Annotated in this window: 18 protein-coding genes; 6 read left to right on the forward strand and 12 right to left on the reverse strand. The window is 42.0% G+C overall.

Annotated features, from left to right (window positions below):
- Window positions 1-21: 21 nt before the first annotated feature.
- Together N8M93_RS05590 and N8M93_RS05595 are read right to left on the reverse strand one after the other, a co-directional pair.
- A complete protein-coding gene (locus N8M93_RS05590) occupies window positions 22-1431 on the reverse strand; it encodes a SpoVR family protein (protein ID WP_261130237.1) in 1410 nt (469 codons plus the stop codon).
- A gap of 77 nt (window positions 1432-1508) precedes the next feature.
- Complete coding sequence (locus tag N8M93_RS05595; protein WP_261130239.1) at window positions 1509-2078, reverse strand: cysteine hydrolase family protein; 570 nt, start codon at window positions 2076-2078, stop codon at window positions 1509-1511.
- Between the two features lie 356 nt (window positions 2079-2434).
- On the opposite strand from N8M93_RS05595, the gene proC reads away from it, so the two are divergent.
- The 4 genes from proC (at window position 2435) to N8M93_RS05615 (ending at window position 6690) form a co-directional block, all read left to right on the forward strand.
- Window positions 2435-3235, forward strand: coding sequence for a pyrroline-5-carboxylate reductase (proC, locus tag N8M93_RS05600; protein ID WP_396125375.1), 801 nt, complete (start codon window positions 2435-2437; stop codon window positions 3233-3235).
- Window positions 3236-3387: 152 nt separating this feature from the next.
- Entirely contained in the window at window positions 3388-4512 is a 1125-nt protein-coding gene (gene proB, locus N8M93_RS05605; protein ID WP_261130241.1) for a glutamate 5-kinase, read from the forward strand.
- A gap of 106 nt (window positions 4513-4618) precedes the next feature.
- Complete coding sequence (locus N8M93_RS05610) at window positions 4619-5881, forward strand: glutamate-5-semialdehyde dehydrogenase (RefSeq protein WP_261130290.1); 1263 nt, start codon at window positions 4619-4621, stop codon at window positions 5879-5881.
- Between the two features lie 227 nt (window positions 5882-6108).
- Entirely contained in the window at window positions 6109-6690 is a 582-nt protein-coding gene (locus tag N8M93_RS05615; RefSeq protein WP_261130242.1) for a YitT family protein, read from the forward strand.
- Between the two features lie 371 nt (window positions 6691-7061).
- On the opposite strand, the gene N8M93_RS05620 is transcribed toward N8M93_RS05615, so the two are convergent.
- From N8M93_RS05620 to N8M93_RS05640, 5 genes are all read right to left on the reverse strand, one after another.
- On the reverse strand, window positions 7062-8795 hold the full coding sequence (locus tag N8M93_RS05620) for a phospho-sugar mutase (RefSeq protein ID WP_261130243.1): 1734 nt from the start codon (window positions 8793-8795) through the stop codon (window positions 7062-7064).
- A gap of 290 nt (window positions 8796-9085) precedes the next feature.
- A complete protein-coding gene (locus N8M93_RS05625; RefSeq protein WP_261130244.1) occupies window positions 9086-10633 on the reverse strand; it encodes a bifunctional GNAT family N-acetyltransferase/carbon-nitrogen hydrolase family protein in 1548 nt (515 codons plus the stop codon).
- 16 nt (window positions 10634-10649) lie between these two features.
- The gene (locus N8M93_RS05630; RefSeq protein WP_261130291.1) at window positions 10650-11042 is read right to left on the reverse strand and encodes a VOC family protein; all 393 of its coding nucleotides are present in this window, start codon (window positions 11040-11042) and stop codon (window positions 10650-10652) included.
- Between the two features lie 11 nt (window positions 11043-11053).
- On the reverse strand, window positions 11054-11716 hold the full coding sequence (locus N8M93_RS05635) for an HAD family phosphatase (RefSeq protein WP_261130245.1): 663 nt from the start codon (window positions 11714-11716) through the stop codon (window positions 11054-11056).
- 438 nt (window positions 11717-12154) lie between these two features.
- A complete protein-coding gene (locus tag N8M93_RS05640; RefSeq protein ID WP_261130246.1) occupies window positions 12155-12601 on the reverse strand; it encodes a CBS domain-containing protein in 447 nt (148 codons plus the stop codon).
- Window positions 12602-12748: 147 nt separating this feature from the next.
- Between N8M93_RS05640 and N8M93_RS05645 the strand changes: the two genes are divergently transcribed.
- Entirely contained in the window at window positions 12749-13027 is a 279-nt protein-coding gene (locus N8M93_RS05645) for a late competence development ComFB family protein (RefSeq protein WP_261130247.1), read from the forward strand.
- Here the strand turns inward: N8M93_RS05645 and N8M93_RS05650 are convergent.
- The 5 genes from N8M93_RS05650 to N8M93_RS05670 form a co-directional block, all read right to left on the reverse strand.
- Window positions 13018-13776 carry a ComEC/Rec2 family competence protein gene (locus tag N8M93_RS05650; protein ID WP_261130248.1) on the reverse strand — a complete coding sequence of 253 codons (759 nt, stop codon included), beginning with the start codon at window positions 13774-13776 and terminating at the stop codon, window positions 13018-13020. The two genes, N8M93_RS05645 and N8M93_RS05650, sit on opposite strands and share 10 nt — an antisense overlap.
- Before the next feature lie 381 nt (window positions 13777-14157).
- Window positions 14158-15327, reverse strand: a complete 1170-nt coding sequence (yhbH, locus tag N8M93_RS05655; protein WP_261130249.1) for a sporulation protein YhbH — start codon at window positions 15325-15327, stop codon at window positions 14158-14160.
- Between the two features lie 437 nt (window positions 15328-15764).
- A complete protein-coding gene (locus tag N8M93_RS05660; RefSeq protein WP_261130251.1) occupies window positions 15765-15938 on the reverse strand; it encodes a hypothetical protein in 174 nt (57 codons plus the stop codon).
- Between the two features lie 52 nt (window positions 15939-15990).
- Complete coding sequence (lepB, locus tag N8M93_RS05665) at window positions 15991-16545, reverse strand: signal peptidase I (protein ID WP_261130253.1); 555 nt, start codon at window positions 16543-16545, stop codon at window positions 15991-15993.
- 301 nt (window positions 16546-16846) lie between these two features.
- Complete coding sequence (locus tag N8M93_RS05670; RefSeq protein ID WP_261130254.1) at window positions 16847-18742, reverse strand: PrkA family serine protein kinase; 1896 nt, start codon at window positions 18740-18742, stop codon at window positions 16847-16849.
- A 145-nt stretch (window positions 18743-18887) separates the two neighbouring features.
- On the opposite strand from N8M93_RS05670, the gene N8M93_RS05675 reads away from it, so the two are divergent.
- Window positions 18888-20753, forward strand: a complete 1866-nt coding sequence (locus tag N8M93_RS05675; protein ID WP_261130255.1) for a transglycosylase domain-containing protein — start codon at window positions 18888-18890, stop codon at window positions 20751-20753.
- Window positions 20754-20829 lie beyond the last annotated feature (76 nt).

A 20829-nucleotide genomic window follows, 5' to 3' on the forward strand; every position in this document is an offset into this window, starting at 1 on the left:
ATTCTATTTTTAACAAGCATTCTATAAATTCTTCTTGTGCACGGCTTTACCATCGTATGTGAAGACGACGCCTTTGTTTTCGACTTTAGTTTCAAGATGAACGGATCTTCCCCATAGGTAATGGATGTAAGGCAGTACTTTTTCAAGGTACTTCAAATCGAGTTCCATGTCTTCAAAATGATGCACGAGGAAGAGCTCTCCATTTTTCAAATAATCGCCGTCATTGACCGTGATATATGGGAACCCCCCATTCACTCGGCTGTTGATGAGTTGCTCGCGAACTTCTTCCCACATTTTCGTCGTAATTCTATAATCCTTCCCTTGTTTTTGGAACAGATACAAGTCCTCACGATCACAGAGATCCTTCGTCAAATAGTTGCGGATGAACGAAATGTCCGACTCGATTTCACGGACTTCGAAGATTTTTTCCCTTCCGTCCCCCTTCTTGACCCCTTGCTTCTGTAATTCTTCTGAAGGGTTGTTATAGGTTTCTTCAATATCTTCGAAAATCTTCACTCCGAGGTAATAAGGATTGATCGATGTCCTCGACGGCTGTACGACACCAGCATTAAGCTTGGCAAACTCGATCACTTCATCCGTCGTCAAATCCATCTCCCGTAAAATACGTGCATGCCAAAATGATGCCCAGCCTTCGTTCATGATTTTCGTCTCTAGCTGCGGCCAGAAGTACAGCATTTCTTCCCGCATCATCGAGAGGATATCCCTTTGCCAATCATCCAGTTCCCGACTGTATTCTTCAATGAACATCAGCAAATCTTTTTCAGGATGAGGCGGGACTTTCCGTTTCTTGTTCAATTTCTTCTTTTCCTTTTTCTCAGTCTCATCCATTTCCCACAGGTCATCATAAGGAGTCGCTTTCTTCTCAAGCTCCTCTTCTTCCTCTTCCAACTTGTAATTGAGCTTTGGTCTCATGATGGAAGGATCGATATGTTCCTGGATACTCAACACGGCGTCCAAGAAACTTTCGACTTCTTTTTTCCCATAGAGATGTTCATAGTTGGCGATCCGTTCTGCAGTCGAAGTCATGCTTTCGACCATGTCCCGTCGTGTATTCGTAAATCGTATGTTGTTTTTGAAGAAATCACAGTGTGCAAGTACATGTGCGATGATCAATTTGTTCTGGATCAATGAATTACTGTCTAATAGAAATGCATAACATGGGTCAGAGTTGATGACGAGTTCATAAATCTTACTTAATCCAAGGTCATATTGAAGTTTCATTTTATGGAATTGCTTACCGAAGCTCCAATGGGAAAATCGAGTCGGCATTCCGTAAGCACCAAATGTATAGATGATATCAGACGGACAAATTTCATAACGCATTTGATAAAAATCAAGTCCGAATCCCTCAGCGATTTCTGTAATTTCGTGAATGGCGTTTATTAACTCCTTGTGTTCATCAATGCTCATGCCAGTCCCTCCTAAAAAGGATTCTATAAGACAATGTATGTCAGAAATCCTTTTTCATGAACAGGAGAGTGAATTCGTCATCCTTCTATTTTGGCTGATTGCAATAGTTGAGCAGTTGTCATGATCCTAGCAAATTCCTCATTAAGATTCACGATTGTCATCTGGTGGATATCTTCTGCAAGATAGATCTTTCCATCAGGTCCGCTTCGGTCGAAAGTCGCACAGGCATCCTCAACGAGAATCGGATTCATTCCGTAATTTCCAGCCATTCTCGTCGTCGTTTCCACACAATGGTTGGTGGTCAATCCCACAATGACGACATTTTTACAATGGCGTCTGGTAACCTGCTGATACAAGTCTGTTCCGATGAAAGCACTGTTCACCGTTTTCCGTATAATCACCTCATCGTTCACGGGCCTGCATTCTTCTTCAAAACAAACCCCTTCTCCCCCCACATAGAACAATGACTCAGGATTGTCAGAAACATGTTGAACAAAGAAAATCGGTCGGGAATTCGTTCTCCAATCATCGATCAGGGATGCAATATTCTTTTCAGCTTCGGGATTATTTCGGTTCCCCCAGTTCGGATGTCGGAATGCTTGTTGGACATCGATCACAATCAGTGGTGTATTTTGCTCTATATCCATACGATTACCTCCTTGAATTACTCTCCATTCTTCTTTCTTCATTATTATAATGGACACCTTTTACGGATATTAAGTAAACGGAATTTTCTAAATAAACAGTCTAATAATGGTGTGTGGAATTTCCAGCTTCCAAATACTATCCTCAGTCGAGATTATTTATCCTTAGGGCGGATTTGAATCAAATAAAAGTCGATGTAAACGTTTACCTGGACTTTTTCGCCAATATGCAACCTATTTGGTAATAGCTGTTGAATTAATTTCCGTGAGTGTTACGATAAAAAACGTTGAATTGAACGGACAGAAAAGGAGTGGTTACTTTGTTGAAACAACGCGTTGCCTTTTTAGGCGCTGGGAATATGGCTGAAGCAATGATTTCAGGAATCGTCGAATCAGGAAAATTTGCACCGGGACAAATCATTGCAACCAACCGTAGTAACCAAGAACGTTTAAATACAATCAAAACGAAATATGGAATCGAAGCTATAATGAAAGATCAACTGGATTTCAGTAAGATAGATGTATTTGTTCTTGCGATGAAACCGAAAGATATCGAGACGGTCCTAGCAGATCTTAAAGATCGATTGCGACCAGATCAACTGCTTATTTCAGTATTAGCTGGAATTTCAACCTCTTATATGGAAGAAAACTTGAATGACCGTCAGCAGGTCATACGGGTAATGCCGAATACCTCCAGCATGTTAGGTGAATCAGCAACCGCAATCAGCCCAGGTAAGCATGTATCCATGGATCAAGTATTACTCACAAAAGAATTGATGAAATGCATCGGGGAAGCTTATATCATTGAAGAGGATCAAATGGATATATTCACTGGTATTGCAGGAAGCGGACCGGCTTACTTCTATAATCTGATGGAACACATGGAACAGGCAGGCTATGAAGGTGGTCTGGATCGTGAGTTAGCGAGACAAATCGGAGCTCAAACCATCAGAGGTGCGGCTCAGATGATGCTAGAACGCGAAGAAACACCGACTCAGTTGAGAAAGAATGTAACCTCCCCGAACGGAACGACAGCTGCTGGATTGGAAGCATTAGCTGAACATGGCGGAGGAAAAGCGATCGCTGAAGCGGTAAAAGGAGCAGCATCCCGATCAAAAGAGCTACGCGAAGAACTAGAAAAAGTTTTTGCAGAACAATAAAGAAAACTTGGCAAAGTCAAGCCTTTTGCGCAAACTGAGCTTTAGTTGCGCTTATATTGAAGAAAGTATAGACTACTTTCTTTTAATGAAATAAATCACAGTTAAAACAAACATTTAAAGATAGATATTTAGGAGTGATGGAGAGACCAGTTATGGATAAAAAACGAATTGTAATCAAAATAGGAAGTAGTTCACTAACAAGTTTACACGGAGAGCTTAGCCGTAGAAAAATAGAAAAAATAGTAGATGAAGTGGTTCGATTGAAAGATGACGGACATGAGGTCCTGCTAGTCTCATCTGGAGCAGTGGCTGCAGGCTATCGGAAGCTAGGGTTCATCTCTCGTCCAGAGTCATTGCCGGAAAAACAAGCGGCAGCGTCGATCGGCCAGGGACTTTTAATTGAAACCTACTCTGACCTTTTCATTTCACATGGATATGTAGGTTCTCAAATCTTGATTACGCGTGACGATTTCAAATATGAAACACGATACAACAACGCAAGAAGCACGTTGACTGTCCTGTTGGAAAGAGGAATCATCCCGATCGTCAACGAAAATGACACGATCACGATGGACTTCTTGAAATTCGGAGATAACGATACATTGTCTGCAAAAGTAGCAGGACTCGTTGACGCGGATCAACTCATCATACTATCTGATATCGATGGTCTATTTGATGATGATCCTCGTAAAAATGAAAATGCTCAGCTGCTTGATCAGGTCCATGCAATCACACCTGAGATCGAAGCGGCAGCAGGCGATCCTGGAAGCGCAGTCGGAACAGGCGGAATGAAGTCGAAAATCGACGCTTTCAAAATTTCATTAGCATCAGGAATTCCTGCATTCTTAGGTAAAGCCAACACAAGCAACATCATTTACGACGCGGTCAATCGTGAAGCAAAAGGAACGTATTTCGAACCGAAAGAAGACAACGAGAACTTGAACCAGAAGAAACAATGGATCGCGTTCAATTCAGGTCCTGAAGGTGAAGTCACGATTGATGATGAAGTGAAGGTTTCGATTCAAGAGGGGAACACAAGTCTTGCACCGACTGATTTGCACAGCGTCAAGGGGCGTTTTGATAAAGGTGCGGTCGTCCGCATCATGGACCTCGATGGCGAAAAGATCGGTCTAGGTGTCATGAAATATTCATCAAAAGAATTGAAGAAAGTCATTGATAATAAAAAAGAAGATCAGTTGAAGGACTATTCCGTTGCTGCAGTCGAAAGTGAAGACATGGTTTGTCACCTGGATGCTGCGGTACCTGTAGGTGTTTAATAGGGGAACGATTGTAACTTCGCCCCCCACCCGCTCCTCGCGGAATAAGATGAAAATTGCGCAAGCAACAAATTGATGAAAAAACATTCGAAAGGAATTGATACCCATTACACTTACGATTGAAAAACCAAGTGTTGAAGAACAAGCGATTACAGCTAAGAAAGCTGCAAAGACACTATCTCTATTGACGACTGAGGAAAAGAACCAGGCACTGCATACAGTTGCAAACATCCTCGAAGCTGAATACGAAACGATTTTAAAAGCGAACGAAGAAGATCTTGCTCAAGGTCGTGAAAAAGGCTTTGACGCTGCGTTCATGGACCGTTTATCACTGGATAAAGAACGAATTTTCGAATTTGCGCAAGGTCTTCGTGAGGTATCAGAGCTTGAAGATCCGACAGGTGTCGTGAAATCAGACTGGACACTTGAAAATGGATTGAATGTACAACAAGTGAGCGTACCGCTCGGCGTCATCGGAATGATTTACGAAGCACGCCCGAACGTAACAGTCGATGCGACTGGTCTTGCTTTGAAATCAGGTAACGCAATCGTTCTGAAAGGCGGATCTTCTGCCCTTTCTTCAAACAAAGCGATTGTCGAAGTGATGCATCGTGGTTTGGAACAGACTAAAATTCCAAAAGAGGCAGTACAGTTCATCGCCAGCACAGACCGCTCAGCGACTCAAGAGTTGTTTACGATGAAGGAACACATCGACGTGTTGATTCCACGGGGTGGAGGTTCCTTGATTCAAGCAGTCGTCAATAATGCGACTGTACCTGTGCTTGAAACAGGAGTCGGAAACTGCCACATCTACATCGATAAGGCTGCTGATGTAGAAAAAGCAATCAACATCCTTGTGAACGCAAAGACAGACCGACCTGCAGTTTGTAATGCTGCAGAAACAGTCATCGTTCATACAGAATGGTTGGATACAAATAAAGACGTTCTTATCAAGGCGTTTGAAGAGAACTCGATCACAGCGCATGGTGATGATTATGCTCAACAGGTTCTTCCGGGAACCGTCCCGGCTGGAGAAGCAGACTGGGCTAACGAATATCTTTCAACAGATATCGCTGTAAAAACCGTGACTGATGTGACTGAAGCGGTTGATCATATTGAAGAGTATGGTACAAAGCACTCTGAAGCGATCGTAACGGAAGATGATCACGCTGCGAAAACATTCTTAGGTCTAGTAGATGCAGCAGCAGTCTATCATAACGCATCTACACGATTTACAGATGGCGGAGCACTTGGATTTGGTGCGGAAATCGGCATTTCAACTCAGAAACTACATGCACGTGGTCCAATGGGACTCCCTGCACTTACAACCGTCAAGTATGTAATGACCGGAACTGGACAAATCCGATAATATACTGAAGAAAGCTGCCTTAGAGGGCAGCTTTTTTGTATTGTGTTAGGAATCTGTTCACTTGGCGCGGTATTCTGTTCACTTCTCGGATTATTCTGTTCACTTCCCGAGATAATCTGTTCACTATCTCAAAAGCTTATCCCCTTCGAAAACCTCGCTCCCCCTCATATCATCGAGAACTTGTACATATCTTTTTAGTAAAGCTTCTTTTTGGGGAGAGGTTGAGGATGAAAAAATGGTTTGCTATCTTCATAGGCAGTTTGTTTATCGGGGTCGGTATCAATGGTCTTCTTGCCCCTCACCATTTGTTAGATGGAGGCATCATCGGAATCAGTCTGATAGCCAACTATACATGGGGGCTACAGCCTGGCCTTGTCATCATCCTTTTAAGTTTGCCGCTTTATGGACTAGCCTGGTTCTACCATCGTTCTTATTTTTATAATAGTTTACATGGCATGCTGATTTCTTCTTTTTTCATTGATGCATTTGCTCCGATTCGGCATTGGAGCCATCCCCCGCTTCTTCTTTGCGCTTTGATCGGCGGTTTTTTGGTCGGAACAGGCATCGGAATCATGCTCCAACAGGAAACAACCACCGGGGGGACCGATTTACTCGCACAAATGCTGTCTCGGATGACAAAAGTGAATGTCGGAATCCTCATTTTCCTGATCGATGCAATCGTCATCGTATGCGGAGGTTTGATTCTTGGCACACAATCCTTCTTTTATTCTGTGATAACCATCATCGCAGTCGGAGTGACGACGACATTCATTACATTGACAAAAAGGTCCCCTTCTCTTACTAATTGATTCGCGGTGCACAACCTATCTAGTTCTTTATTCTCATGATTTTGCCAAGACAATGTTTAGCAACGCCGTATCATACATAGAATGATAATAGAAGTTTACCCATGAATAACTGAATTCACGCAATTTCAGGTAGGTGATGATAACTGATGGCAATATTCGTTATTTGCCCAAAATGCAAAGGCACTGGCAAAAAGTCTTCATTGTTCTCTTTTATGAAGAAAAAGAAATGCCTCTCGTGCAATGGAATTGGAAAAATCAAATCAACCAGAGACTTGATAAACACCACTCAATGAAAGAGGCTTCCCCGATCCACGTGTCAGGCTACTCCATGAATGGAGTGACACACGTAAGGGAAAGCCTCTATTCTATGTTCAAAGGATTCGATTCACTTTGTCCATTACATCCTTCTTGATGTTGGCAAGTTGTTCTTTGCTATCTTCGAGTGTAGAGGATTGGACCCCGAAATAGAATTTGATCTTCGGTTCTGTCCCCGACGGGCGTAAGCATACCCATGTTCCGTCCCCAAGTGTGTATTTGATTACATTGGACGGAGGAAGAACGATTTCTTCTGTTTCAGTAGATTTTACTAATAATCTTTCACGGCTTTGGTAATCTTCAATGACCGAAATCGGGATACCGCCAAATTCTGAAGGTGGTTGCTTTCTGAAAATCGAAAGGATCTCCTGAATTTGTTCAGCACCCTTCTTCCCTTTCAGTGTCAACGATTCCAATCCTTCCTGGTAGTATCCATACTCTTCGAATACTTCTATCAAGCCTTCATATAGGGTCATCCCTTTGGATTTATAATAAGCGGCCACTTCAGCTGCCATGAGACATGCTTGTACGGCATCTTTATCCCGTACGAAATCGCCGATCAGATATCCATAGCTTTCTTCGTATCCGAATAGGAATTCATATTCACCCGAACGCTCATACTCACCCATTTTTTCACCGATGAACTTGAACCCTGTCAATGTATCGACAGTAGCAAGACCGTATTTCTTGGCAATCGTCCGACCGATTTCGGACGTAACGATCGTTTTCAATACAACACCGTTCTCTGGCAGGGTCCCCTGCTTCTTCTTTTGTTTCAGCAAATAATTGAGTATCAAAGCACCGGTCTGGTTTCCGGTCAGCACAATATACTTCCCTTGATCATCCTTTACAGCAACACCGACTCTGTCTGCATCCGGGTCTGTAGCGATCAATACATCTGCACCTTCACGTTCTCCATATTTGATGGCAAGTTCAAATGCTGCGTGTTCTTCAGGGTTTGGAGATTTGACTGTTGAGAACTCAGGATCAGGCTTCTCTTGCTCGCTGACAACCGTGACATTTTTGAATCCTAAAGACTCCAGACCTCGACGGACCGGAATGTTCGCTGTTCCATGTAAGGGTGTGAAAACAATTTTTAAATCTTCTTGTTCTTTGATCAATGCAGGATCGACAGAGATTCCGACTAATTTTTCATTATAAGGACGATCGATTTCTTCACCGATGATCTTCAGCAGCCCGATCTTTTTCAATTCTTCCTCTTCAACAACTTCAATATCCAATTCATTTTCAACATCATTCACGAAATTGATGACGTCATTCGCTGCTACTGGAGGAAGTTGACCTCCATCTTCTCCATACACTTTAAAACCGTTGTATTCCGGTGGATTATGACTTGCTGTCACGACAATTCCTGAGAATGCGTTCAAATAACGGACTGCAAAAGATAATTCCGGTGTAGGACGAAGATCTTCAAATACATAAGTTTGTATACCATGGCGTCCTAAAGTCTTAGCTGCTTCCATAGCAAACTCTGGTGATTTATGACGTGAATCATAGGCGATCACAACCCCTCTTAACTTCGCGTTCTCACCAAATGGTTCTATGTACCGTGCCAGCCCTTCAGCGGCCTTCCGTATCGTATATTTGTTCATCCGGTTCGTTCCAGGACCGATTTCCCCACGCATTCCCCCGGTTCCGAACGCTAATGTTTTATAAAAACAATCTTCAAGCTTCTCATCTGAATCCTTCATTAAAAGAAGCTGCTCATGTAATTCTTCATCAAGTTGTTGAAAATTACGCCAACGTTCATAATCTTTTTTCCAGCTCATGACTTCCTCCTAAACTCTTTTATAAAACAGGTATATCACCATTGTATAAGAATTTCACTAATTCAACCACTTCTCTGATGAAGATTTTCCAGAAACCTGACAGGATCACGGCATACTCTTCATAAAATTCGTCAAACAAGGATGGTTCTGAAGGGTTCTTGCCATACTGAGACCTAATGTGCTGTCGAAAACAGTTTGCGGCAAATATTGCAGGGAGAATATGTCAATATTCCCCGGAAAATATAATACGCAAAAAAAGACAGGGCGAGTGCCTGTCTTTACCTTTAGAATCATTGTTCGTCTTGTTTTTTCATGATCACTTCATACAAGTCGCGTCGGCGGTCTCTCAGTTGCATGACACTCCCTGACCTTCTATGTCTCCTTAAGATCTCTAAATCGACATCGCCAACAACTACCGTTTCGATATTCGGGTTACATTCTCCGACAATCCCATCTCGAGGGAAGGTGAAGTCAGATGGCGTAAAGATCCCCGATTGAGCATATTGGATATCCATGTTTTCCGTTTGCGGCAGATTCCCGACCGTTCCAGACAATACCGTATACACCTGGTTTTCGATTGCGCGAGCTTGTGCACAATAACGGACTCGGAGATATCCTTGACGATCATCTGTACAGAATGGGGTGAAGATGATCCGCGCCCCCTTATCGGTCACATATCTCGAAAGCTCTGGAAACTCGATGTCATAGCAGATCAAGATCGCAATTTTTCCGCAATCGGTATCAAAGACGTTGACCTTATCTCCGGGACTGACTCCCCACCATTTCCGTTCATTCGGTGTAATGTGAAGCTTGTATTGTTTTTCAATGGTTCCGTCTCTTCGGAATAGGTAGGCAATGTTATAGATCTTGCCATCTTCCTCGACAAAATGAGATCCCCCAATGATATTTACGTTGTACCGCACAGCCAATTCAGTAAAAAGTTCAATATAATCTTCCGTGTACTCCGTCAATCTACGCACAGCCTGGCTAGGACTCTTTTCATCCAAATACGACATCAGCTGTGTTGTGAAGATTTCAGGGAAAACGGCAAAATCCGAACCGTAATCTGAAGCGACATCGGTATAATATTCAACCTGGTTTGCAAACTCATCAAACGTATAAATCTGCTTCATCATATACTGGATCGTCGTAATCCGCACAGGGAATGACGTTTTGAAATGGCGTTTGGAAGTTGCCCGGTAATCGATATTGTTCCATTCCATCAATGTGGCATGTGCGTTTGACGCATCATCATCCGGCAAGTAGGATGGGTTGACCCGCATCAACGTGAATCCATTCATCAACTGGAAGGTTAGAACAGGATCGAAAATGTTGTGATTGACGACTTCTTTCACATATTCCCTGGGTGACATTTTATCAGCATACTTGTGGTAGTATGGAATTCGACCTCCAATGATGATGCTCTTCAAATTCAGTTTCTCAGCCAGCTCTTTTCTTGCTTCATAAAGCCTGCGACCGATTTTCATACGCCGGAATTCAGGGTGGACCATGACCTCGATACCATAAAGGTTGTACCCTTCAGGATCATGATTCGTAATATACCCTTCATCCGTAATTTCATCCCACGTATGTTTTTCATCATACTCATCGAAATTCACAATCAAGCTCGAGCACGTACCGACCACTTTACCGTCATATTCGACGCAAAACTGTCCCTCAGGAAAGATGTTGAGATGACTCTCGAGATGCTCTCTTTTCCATGGATCCATGTTGGGAAAACAAATCTCTTGTAATTCAAGGATTTGTTCGATATCTTTCTCTTCAATATTCCGAAGTATGATTTTCTTTTCGTATTTCGACTCATCAACCGATGACATGACGCACCATCCTTCCTTATCGCCAATCCTTCATTCTTGTTTTTAAATCTGCGGTGTTCAGTTCCAGTTCGATTCCATTCGGATCAAGGAAGTTCACCACAAGCCCTCCACCCCGTTCAATCGGTCCACGGACAATTGGAACCTGGAATTCATTCAATCGCTGTACGAAATAATCGAAATCATCTGCGTCAACTGAAAATGCAAAATGATCTACACCCGGGGCTTTATTTCCAAGCGTTTCCAGATTCTTTTTTTCTAGAAGACAGATCCAGGCAGAGCCGCTTTCAAGATAAGCATCTGTATTACCGAGATGTACCCTTTTCATACCAAGTATACCTTCATAGAAAAGTAATGATTCATCAAGTGCATTCACATTAAGTGTAATGTGATTGAAGCCTTTTATAGTCATATTCCCTTTCATCATTTATTCGAAAACTGCTCAATCATCTCATTTAGTTTCAATTCAGCGAGTGATTCAAGTTTTAGGTCATATTCTTCGAAAGTCAGATGTCGTGTAACCATATTCGGTATGATGACTGTATGTAATCCTGCTTTTTTAGCGGCCTTCGCACCGTTCGCTGAGTCTTCGAAAGCCAAAGCTTCTTCAGGTTTTACACCCAGGCATTTCACTGCTTCTGAAAACAGCGTCGGATCTGGCTTTACTTTTTCCACGTCATCTGAGGTCTTGATGCATTCAAAGCAATCAAAAATCCCGAGGTTTTTCAGATGGTTCGAAACCCACTTGTACGAAGAACTGGAGGCTAGACCGATCTTTAGTCCTAGATGTTGTGCCGCTTCGAGATACTCGACTACTCCCGGCATTGGTCCTTTGTCTTTGATGAGTTCCTGGAAGATATCTACGCGCTGCTGTTTGATAGTGTCCCGATCGAGTTTTTTCCCAATCTGTTTCTCGAGGTATGCATGAGCATCGAAAAAGTTGGAGTGCGTGCCGATGCACTCTCCCCAGACTTCCAAAGGCAGCTCTGCACCATGCTCCTTATATATCTTCTGTAAAACGTTATATTCACACGATTCCGTATCTAATATGATGCCATCGAAATCGAACACGATCGCTTTGATCATTCCGCCACTCCCTTTCCATGATCTAACACAAATATATCGGGAAATCAGGCTGATTGACAAGCAGAATGGTATTGGTGTTTGGTACTTGCTTCATTATCAATTAGAGGACATCAGAGACCTTATTTGTCCCCAAACCCCCATTTTTAGAAAATTAGAGGACACCAGTGATCTTATTTACCTGAAACAAATAGCGGAACAGTTGTCCTCTAAAAATATTAACAGGTCTCCACTTTACGAAAACATGTTCAATTCTGCAGTAATCTGTGAAACCTAGGAGGCTTTTGGATCGCTCGAGGAAACCTGGCTGAGGCAAAGCTGTCCTTATCCTTTCATACAGTAAAAGAAAAGTGCCAGACACCTCCAACACAACATTTTCTCTAAAATGTTGTGTTAATTCAGAGAGAGTCAGACACTTTTTTGGACAGTCCCGTTCTCAGGTTATTGTTGAGCGTTATTCGGGTTTGAAGGAGTAGAAATGCTTGATAAGGCTTGCCCAGCATCATTAGGATCCTGATCTTTCGTAGCAAGGTCACCAAGTGAAACCATCCCTACGACCTGGTTGTTTTCAACGACAGGAAGACGACGGATCTGGTTTGTGGACATCAATTGAGCAGCCTCTTGAGGAGTCATATTCGGATTCCCCGATACGATGTTGTTGGACATACATTGAGATACTTGTGTATTTCCATCCAAGCCTTGAGCAGTTGAACGTAATGTGATGTCACGGTCTGTGATGATCCCTCGAAGTTGACCATTTTCGACGACCGGTAAAGCACCTACGTTATACTGATTCATTAAAGCTGCTGCCTCTTTAAGCGATTGCTGTGGAGTGACAGAAGCGATGTTATTGGACATAAGTGAACGAAGTTGTTGATTAGTATTCATTGTAAGCATATCCTCCTTTCGTCTTTAGTTTAGCCGACGAAAAAGAAGATTATTTTGCCTATATTTACAACGAATTGAGCATTTCATTTTGTTGGTAATTCATCTACACTAAGAAAGGATCCATATTTTACATCATGAGGTGGAACAATGGCAAAAGAATATTACAATGTTTTAGAAGAAATCGTCCCGACCGTTGTTACAGTATTATTGAATAGTCCTGATTATCAAACCATTTGCCGGTGTAATAAATGTACTGTTGACATCATTGCCTTGAGTCTGAACAGTATCCCGCCAAGATATGTGACTTCACCAGATAAGCGTGAAATCATCTATCAGCTTTTCAATAAGCCTTTCATGCGAACGATGCTCAATAAACATATCATCAGCGCGATCCATGTGGTACGAAAAAATCCGAATCATGATTGATGAAATTCGGTAAAGAACCGTACTGATTTACCATCGCTTTTCATAATGATCGTTCCCAGCTTGTCAGTTCTGAATACCTGTACATTGTGAGTGTTCAATCGCTTCAACACTTCCTTTGAAGGGTACCCATACTTATTTTTCCGTCCGACGGAGATCACAGCATAATCTGGGTCTGTTTTTTTCAACAATCCATTACTTGTCCCCGTGTTCGCCCCGTGGTGCGAGACCTTCAATACGTCGATCTTTTCATCATCCAGTTTTTTCAACAATTCATTTTCTGAAGCCATACCTGCATCTGCCATAAGTAAAATTGTTTTTTTGCCATGGTCGATTTTCAACACTGCAGAATGATCATTAAGTGATTTATACTTTTTCCTTGATGGAGCTACGAACTCCATCTTGATATTTCGGGCTAGTTTCTTCTTAACCCCTGCTTTTGCTTCGATCGGTTTGATTCCAGATTCCTTAATCAATCTTTTCAGCCGTTTATAATATGTCGTGTGGTATTTCACTGATGGCATATAGATCGACTCGATTTGGAAGGATTCGAAAATCGCATCCATACTCCCGATATGATCATGGTGCGGATGACTTGCAATCAAATAATCAATTTCTTCAACTCCACGTTTCTGCAGATAAGAAACCACCTTAGGGCCATCATGTTCATCACCAGAATCGATCAAGATATTCTTCCCATTGGACAATTCGATATAAATGCTGTCTGCTTGTCCAACATCAATCACATGCATTTCGAGACTCGTCTTCCATAAAGCTTCGGCCGGTTGGGGAAAGATGAATATAAGCATCACAATTACAATAATTAGTCTCATTCGATTTTTGAAGAACCTCCCCTTAGATTATGGTCGTCTTAGTTTATGTAGGAAAGGGGAGATTATTTTACCATAAGGCTGTTTTCGAAAAAGTTTATTACTGAATGGATAATGTTTTTCTAAATGTTGTTGCGATTAATTTCTGTATGCGGAAGAACAATACGATACTCCTGGTGACCAGCTTTAGCGACCAGTCACTTGGATCACTTCAACGGAATGGTGTATCCGTAAATTGCATTAAGTATGAAAACTTCCATAAAAATCCCTTCATCGATTATCGTTGATGAAGGGTCAGCTGGCTTAAGCCAAATTCTGTTCGCCTTTCTTGAAAAAGCTTTTCATCGAATGATATACATCTCGTTTTTCTTTTAAAATGTAGTAATTGAATTTAGGATCTTTGATATTTTTATAAACACTCATCAAAGTCGAATGACGGTTGTAAGGATTCACTTCACCATAACCGAACATATTCGATACTTCCATGATCTGTTGAACCAGTTTTATACAGCGTGCGTTATCACTTGTAAGGTTGTCACCATCTGAGAAGTGGAATGGATAGATGTTATAACGGCTCGGAGAATACTTGCCATCGATCAGTTCAAGCGCTTTTCTATAAGCAGATGAACAAATCGTACCACCGCTTTCACCTTTAGAGAAGAAGTCTTCTTCAGTCACAACTTTCGCTTCAGTATGATGTGCGATGAATTCAATTTCAACTGTTTCATATTTAGAGCGGAGAAAACGTGTCATCCAGAAGAAAAAGCTTCTTGCCATATATTTTTCCCAAATTCCCATTGAACCTGACGTATCCATCATCGCAAGTACGACTGCTTTCGATTCTGGTTTTTCTTTTTCATTCCAAGTTTTGAAACGAAGGTCTTCTGGAAAAATAGGTATGATCGACGGGTCGCCTTTTAGCGCGTTTCGTTTATAAGCTGTAAGGATCGTTTTCTTCTTATCGATATTACCCATCAATCCTGTCTTTCGGATATCATTGAATTCGATCTTCTCAAGTACGATATTTTCCTGTTCCTTCTGCTGCAGATTTGGAAGTTCAAGTTCCTTGAACAACAGCTCTTCAAGTTCTAAAAGGGATACTTCTGCTTCATAATAATCTTTACCTGCCTGGTCACCAGCACCTTTTCCTTTGCCGGCACCTTTATTACCGCTGGGCTTTCCATCACGAGCAATGACATCACCGACTTGGCTTTCCCCGTCTCCCTGCCCGACATGCTTTGATTTATCATAATTGTAACGGATTTTATATTCATCCAGGGAACGGATCGGAATTTTAATGACATCGTGACCATTGGATAAAATGATGCTTTCCTCACTGATCAAGTCCGGTAGATTGTTCTTTAATGCATCTTGAACTTTTTCCATGTGACGTTGTTGGTCTTGATAACCTTTTCGGTGGAGGGACCAGTTCTCCTGTGACACGACGAAATTGCCTTTTTTATTGACGGTCATTTATTCCCCTCCTTATTTGATTTCCCCTTAAAGAAAACTTAGGCTTTGCCAAACCTTAGCGCTGGCTGAGCCTTAGTTGCCCTTATATTTGAAGAAAGTATTCATACTTTCTTTAAATGTAAAATAAAAGCACGTTTATACTTTCGGGGATTACTCTATCCTATGCAGTAAATGTTCAGAATTGCTAATAAATTCAAACAAAAAGATGCTTGTCTATGAAGTTCCGCACCTTTTGCAGGAAAGGAAATCAATTCGGGACAAAACTCCTATTACATAAAGGGACGATTATTGCTTTTTGCGAAATAACTCCTTTTCCGATGGCGGCTCTCCAATCAACTTGCACAAGGTGATTTATTAAAAAACCAACAATCTTTAGAAAAAAGCCAAAGCATAAAAAAGGATCAACCCTCATAGGGCTAATCCTTTATTGAAACTGATTATTTATCGTCTTCATCTGTCTTATGTTGCTCTGGATCAGGTACCTTACCGCTTTTCTTCACATCTTCATTGGAAGAAAGATGTTCCATTACTTTGCTGTGTTCTTTCAGTTCTTTTTCATTGCTTACCATTTCACTGTTGCGAGTCTTCTCTTCTTTATTCTTTTTAGTCATCGGTAACCACCTCTTGAACTAACGATACCCAGATTCTTCATAATATAAACATTCAATGGATGACTTCGAATTCTGACATCGGCCAATATCTTAGATTGACTTCCCCGACAACATTTTCAATCGGGACGAATCCGATATGACGGCTGTCGATACTATGAAGGCGGTTATCGCCTAGCACGAAGACGGTTCCCTCTGGCACCCGCGCCTTACCGGTTATGTCTTTCAATGTGAAGTCCCCCGTCAACTGGGAGCCCTCCTGAAGGTCTTTCCTGAATCGTTCTAAGTATTTTTCTTCCACAGGTTGATCATTAATGTACAGTTTATCGTCGCGATATTCGATTTTATCACCAGGAAGACCAATGATCCGCTTGATATAATCCTCCTGTTCATTCGCTTTGAATACTATCAAGTCAAACCGCTGGGGCTTTTTGATGTCATAGTTGATTTTATTAACGATTAAACGATTACCTTCCTGAATGGTAGGCATCATAGATTCACCATATACGACATAGTTCGTAAAGAGAAAATGACGAACTACAAACGCAATCAGAAGTGCAATTCCAATCGCCTTGATCCATTCCCAAAAACTATTTTTTGTTTTGGTCATGTATGCTTACACACCCTTTTTTCTTATTATATTCAATTTACCATTTTATACAATTTAATAGCAAGTACACAACGTGTTAAATTTTTGTAAACAGTATAACAACATCATTCAACAAATACAAAGGAAGTGTATCAAAGGAAGTGTACCAGGCACCGTTTCAGACTCCTTCTCCCACAGGGGGTTTCATTCTGTGCCTGGCACCGTAAAAGGCCCGCAAACAGCACTGAAAGAATAGAGATGCAATTGAAAAAGGCGTGCCGCTCGGGTACGCCTTTCCATTATTTTTTGCACCTTCATTGGTTTATCTGTTAAGGAGGCTTCCGACATATCGGAGAAGTTCGTTTGCAGAGATCGAGTTATAGCCATATTCATCGATTAAACGGGCGATGACTTCATTGACTTTCTTCAGTTGTGATTCATCCGGTGTTTTCGTGGATGTGGTGATTTTCACAACATCTTTAAGATCAGCGAACAGTTTCTTCTGGATCGCTTCGCGGAGACGCTCATGTGAGTTGTAATCGAATTTCTTCCCTTTACGTGCATAAGCCGAAATACGAATCAAGATTTCTTCACGGAACGCTTTCTTCGCATTCTCAGAAATACCAATCTGTTCTTCAATCGAACGCATCAGTTTTTCATCTGGATTCATTTCATCACCAGTCAGTGGATCACGCAGCTTGTTCTTATTACAATACGCTTCGACATTATCGAGATAATTGTCCATAAGTGTTTTCGCTGATTCTTCATAGGAATACACAAATGCTTTTTGTACTTCTTTCTTTGCGATATCATCGTACTCTTTACGCGCAACAGAAATGAAGTTGATATACTTTTCACGGTCTTCTTTGGAAATGGACGCGTGCTGATCCAGTCCATCCTTCAGCGAGCGGAGTACATCAAGCGGACTGATCGCAGGAACATCTTTACGTATGATTGCAGAAGAAATCCGATTGATGACATACCGCGGATCGATCCCGCTCATCCCTTCATCAGGAAACTCTTTTTTCAATTCTTCCACATCAGCATGATTGAACCCTTCAACATTTTCACCATCATAAAGCCGCATTTTTTTTACAAAATCGACGCCCTGTTTCGTGGATTCTTTCATACGAGTCAAAACAGAGAAAATTGCTGCAACTCTCAAAGCGTGCGGCGCAATATGGAAGTCGGCAATATCGCTGTCGTTGATCATTTTTTCATAAATCTTCTCTTCTTCTGTCACTTTCAAATTGTACGGTATCGGCATGACGATGATCCGTGAATGCAATGCCTCATTTTTCTTATTTGATATGAACGACTTGTATTCAGCTTCGTTCGTATGAGCCACGATAAGTTCATCAGCGGAAATGAGAGCGAATCTTCCGGCTTTGAAATTCCCTTCCTGTGTCAACGATAGCAAATGCCATAGGAATTTTTCATCACACTTCAACATTTCCTGGAACTCCATCATTCCGCGATTAGCCTTATTCAGTTCTCCGTCGAACCGGTAAGCACGAGGATCGGATTCTGAACCAAACTCTGCAATCGTGGAAAAGTCGATGCTTCCAGTCAGATCTGCGATATCCTGGGATTTCGGATCAGAAGGGCTGAATGTACCGATACCTGTCCGCTTATCCTCGCTAAAGAAAATCCGCTCGATCATGACGTCTTCAATACGCCCGTCATATTCCTGCTCAAGCCGCATCATATTCAACGGCGACAGCGATCCTTCTACTCGGATCCCATACTGTTTGAAAAAGTCTTCGCGCATTGATTGGGGAATAAGATGCAGCGGGTCTTCATGCATCGGGCACCCCTTTATGGCATAAACAGCGCCTTCATCTGTTCTAGAATAAGCCTCCAAACCTCTTTTCAACATCGTCACAATCGTAGATTTACCACCACTCACGGGCCCCATCAATAGTAGAATACGTTTACGGACATCCAATCGTTTTGCGGATGGATGAAAGTACTCTTCAACTAATCGCTCAACCGCATCTTCCAGCCCGAAAATCTGGTTGGAAAAGAAATTATATCGTTTCTTCCCATTCACTTCTTCAATTCCGTGGCTCTTAATCATATTATAAACACGAGAATGGGCAGATTGAGCAACTTCAGGACGCTCTCGTAAGATTTCCAAATATTCAGCGAAGGTACCTTCCCAAACCAATCTTTTTTCCTCTTCCCGGTATTGCTGTAGTTTCCCTAAAATATCCATGAGTACCCCCTCCAAGGAATAATCGTACATGTAATACATCGTATGCCCCGTCTTGCTTTATCATTCGATGTTCTTTTTCAACCAATTACTTTCATACATGGTAAAATGAAGAAAAGACATGCTTATAGAAGGACAGGATGTAACATTGAAACTTTTCATTGGATATATTGTAATCGTCGCCCTGCTGCTCAGTTCCTTTTTCTTGACCGAAAAAGTTTGGGGAGGAATCGAGAGCATCAAGCCGCCCTCTGAAATAATCGAAAATGAATTGCCGATCGACTCGATCCACTTGTCAAGAAGCTCCACGATTCTTGCAGATGACGGCTCTGTCATTGACATGATCCATGGAACCGAGCATCGGATATACATACCATATGAACAGCTGCCCATTTCGGTGATTCATGCCTTTGTAGCAGCTGAAGATAATCATTTTTTCAAACACCCTGGAGTCGATGGAACCGCAGTTGCTCGTGCCATCGTCGTCAATGCGAAATCCGGAGGGATAGACCAGGGCGGAAGTACCATCACACAGCAGCTCGCTAGAAATTTATTTTTATCCCATACGAAGACATACAAACGAAAGCTGCATGAAGCCTTTTATTCCTATCGTTTGGAACAGGAATTGACGAAGGAGAAGATACTGGAGCTCTATAGCAATGCCATCTATTTTGGAAATGGCATCTACGGAATCGAAACGGCGAGTCAATTTTATTTCGGAAAATCAGTTGATCAGCTTTCCCTAGCTGAAACCGCTCTGCTATGCGGAATTCCGAACAGTCCGAACAAATATGACCCGACTAAAAATATAGATCAATCATTACAACGTCAGCATCATGTCTTGAAAAAGATGCTTGAAAACAAGTACATAAAAGAAGAGGAATACAATAAGGCTTTGGACGAGGAAATTACACTGAATGTCACACGGCCGATCCACGCCTTTCCAGATTATACGTCCTACACGATAAAAGAATTGAAAGAGCTTGTGTCACAATCAGAGGGTTATGAAGATAGGATTGAAAAAGCGGAAACCTCAAAGGAAAAGACCGCAATCCGATCAGAATTGGACCGCTTCGTCCATCAATTGATTTATGAAACAGGGATTCGCGTGGAAACACACCTTGAACAAACCATTCAAACAAATGCTCAAAAACAACTGCAGCATTTACCTAAAGATGTCGAGGGTGCATTTGTGGTGATCGATCACGCCACACACAGATTGAAGTCGATCGTCGGTGGTAAAAGCATGAAAGCGAATGAATTCAACCGGGCATACCAGGCTTATCGCCAGCCAGGTTCAGCTATAAAACCACTGCTGGCGTTTGTCCCCTATATCGAAAAAAATGCACTGCCTCTCAATGTTCCTGTTGATGCGGCGCCATTTTGTAAACGAGGGTATTGTCCTGTTAACTATGGCAATGCAACTTACAACAACGTATCTCTGAAAAATGCACTTGGCAAATCGATCAACACAGCTGCAGTACGAATGGTCGACTCAGTAGGTACCGAATATGCTTTTCAATTTCTAGAGCCTTATTCTTTTCAAAAGGTTTCAAAAGAAGACTACAGAATCACAGCCGTACTCGGAGGCTTCGAGCACGGTATCTCCCCATTGGAGCTAAGCGATGCCTATACGACTTTCAGTAACAAAGGGCAATATCAACCAACACGAGCAATCAAAAGTGTGTACACGACTGACGGGAAGCTTCTTTATCAGTGGAAGGAGAAACCGGAACAAGTTTGGTCTGCTGATACGAATCGAAAAATGCGCACACTGCTGAACTATGCCATGACGGAAGGAACCGGGAGGAAAGCCAGGATCCAATCCAGCTATATCGGCGGGAAAACAGGTACTACCAATAACAATAAAGATTTATGGTTCGTAGGAATGACAGATCAATATACAGCAGGAATATGGGTCGGAAAAGATCGACCAGCTCCAATCAATTCTGTACAAAGTCGAGCACTTCACCTGAAAATTTGGAAAGACACCATGAACCAGATTGAAAAGTGAGGTGACATCTAGTTTGATGTTCTTATCTCCTGAAACAATGGCTTTATTTCCTGAATAGACCTAACTACTGAAAAAG

This window comes from Bacillus sp. Marseille-Q3570 (genome assembly GCF_946151055.1).
Classification (GTDB): domain Bacteria; phylum Bacillota; class Bacilli; order Bacillales; family Fictibacillaceae; genus Pseudalkalibacillus.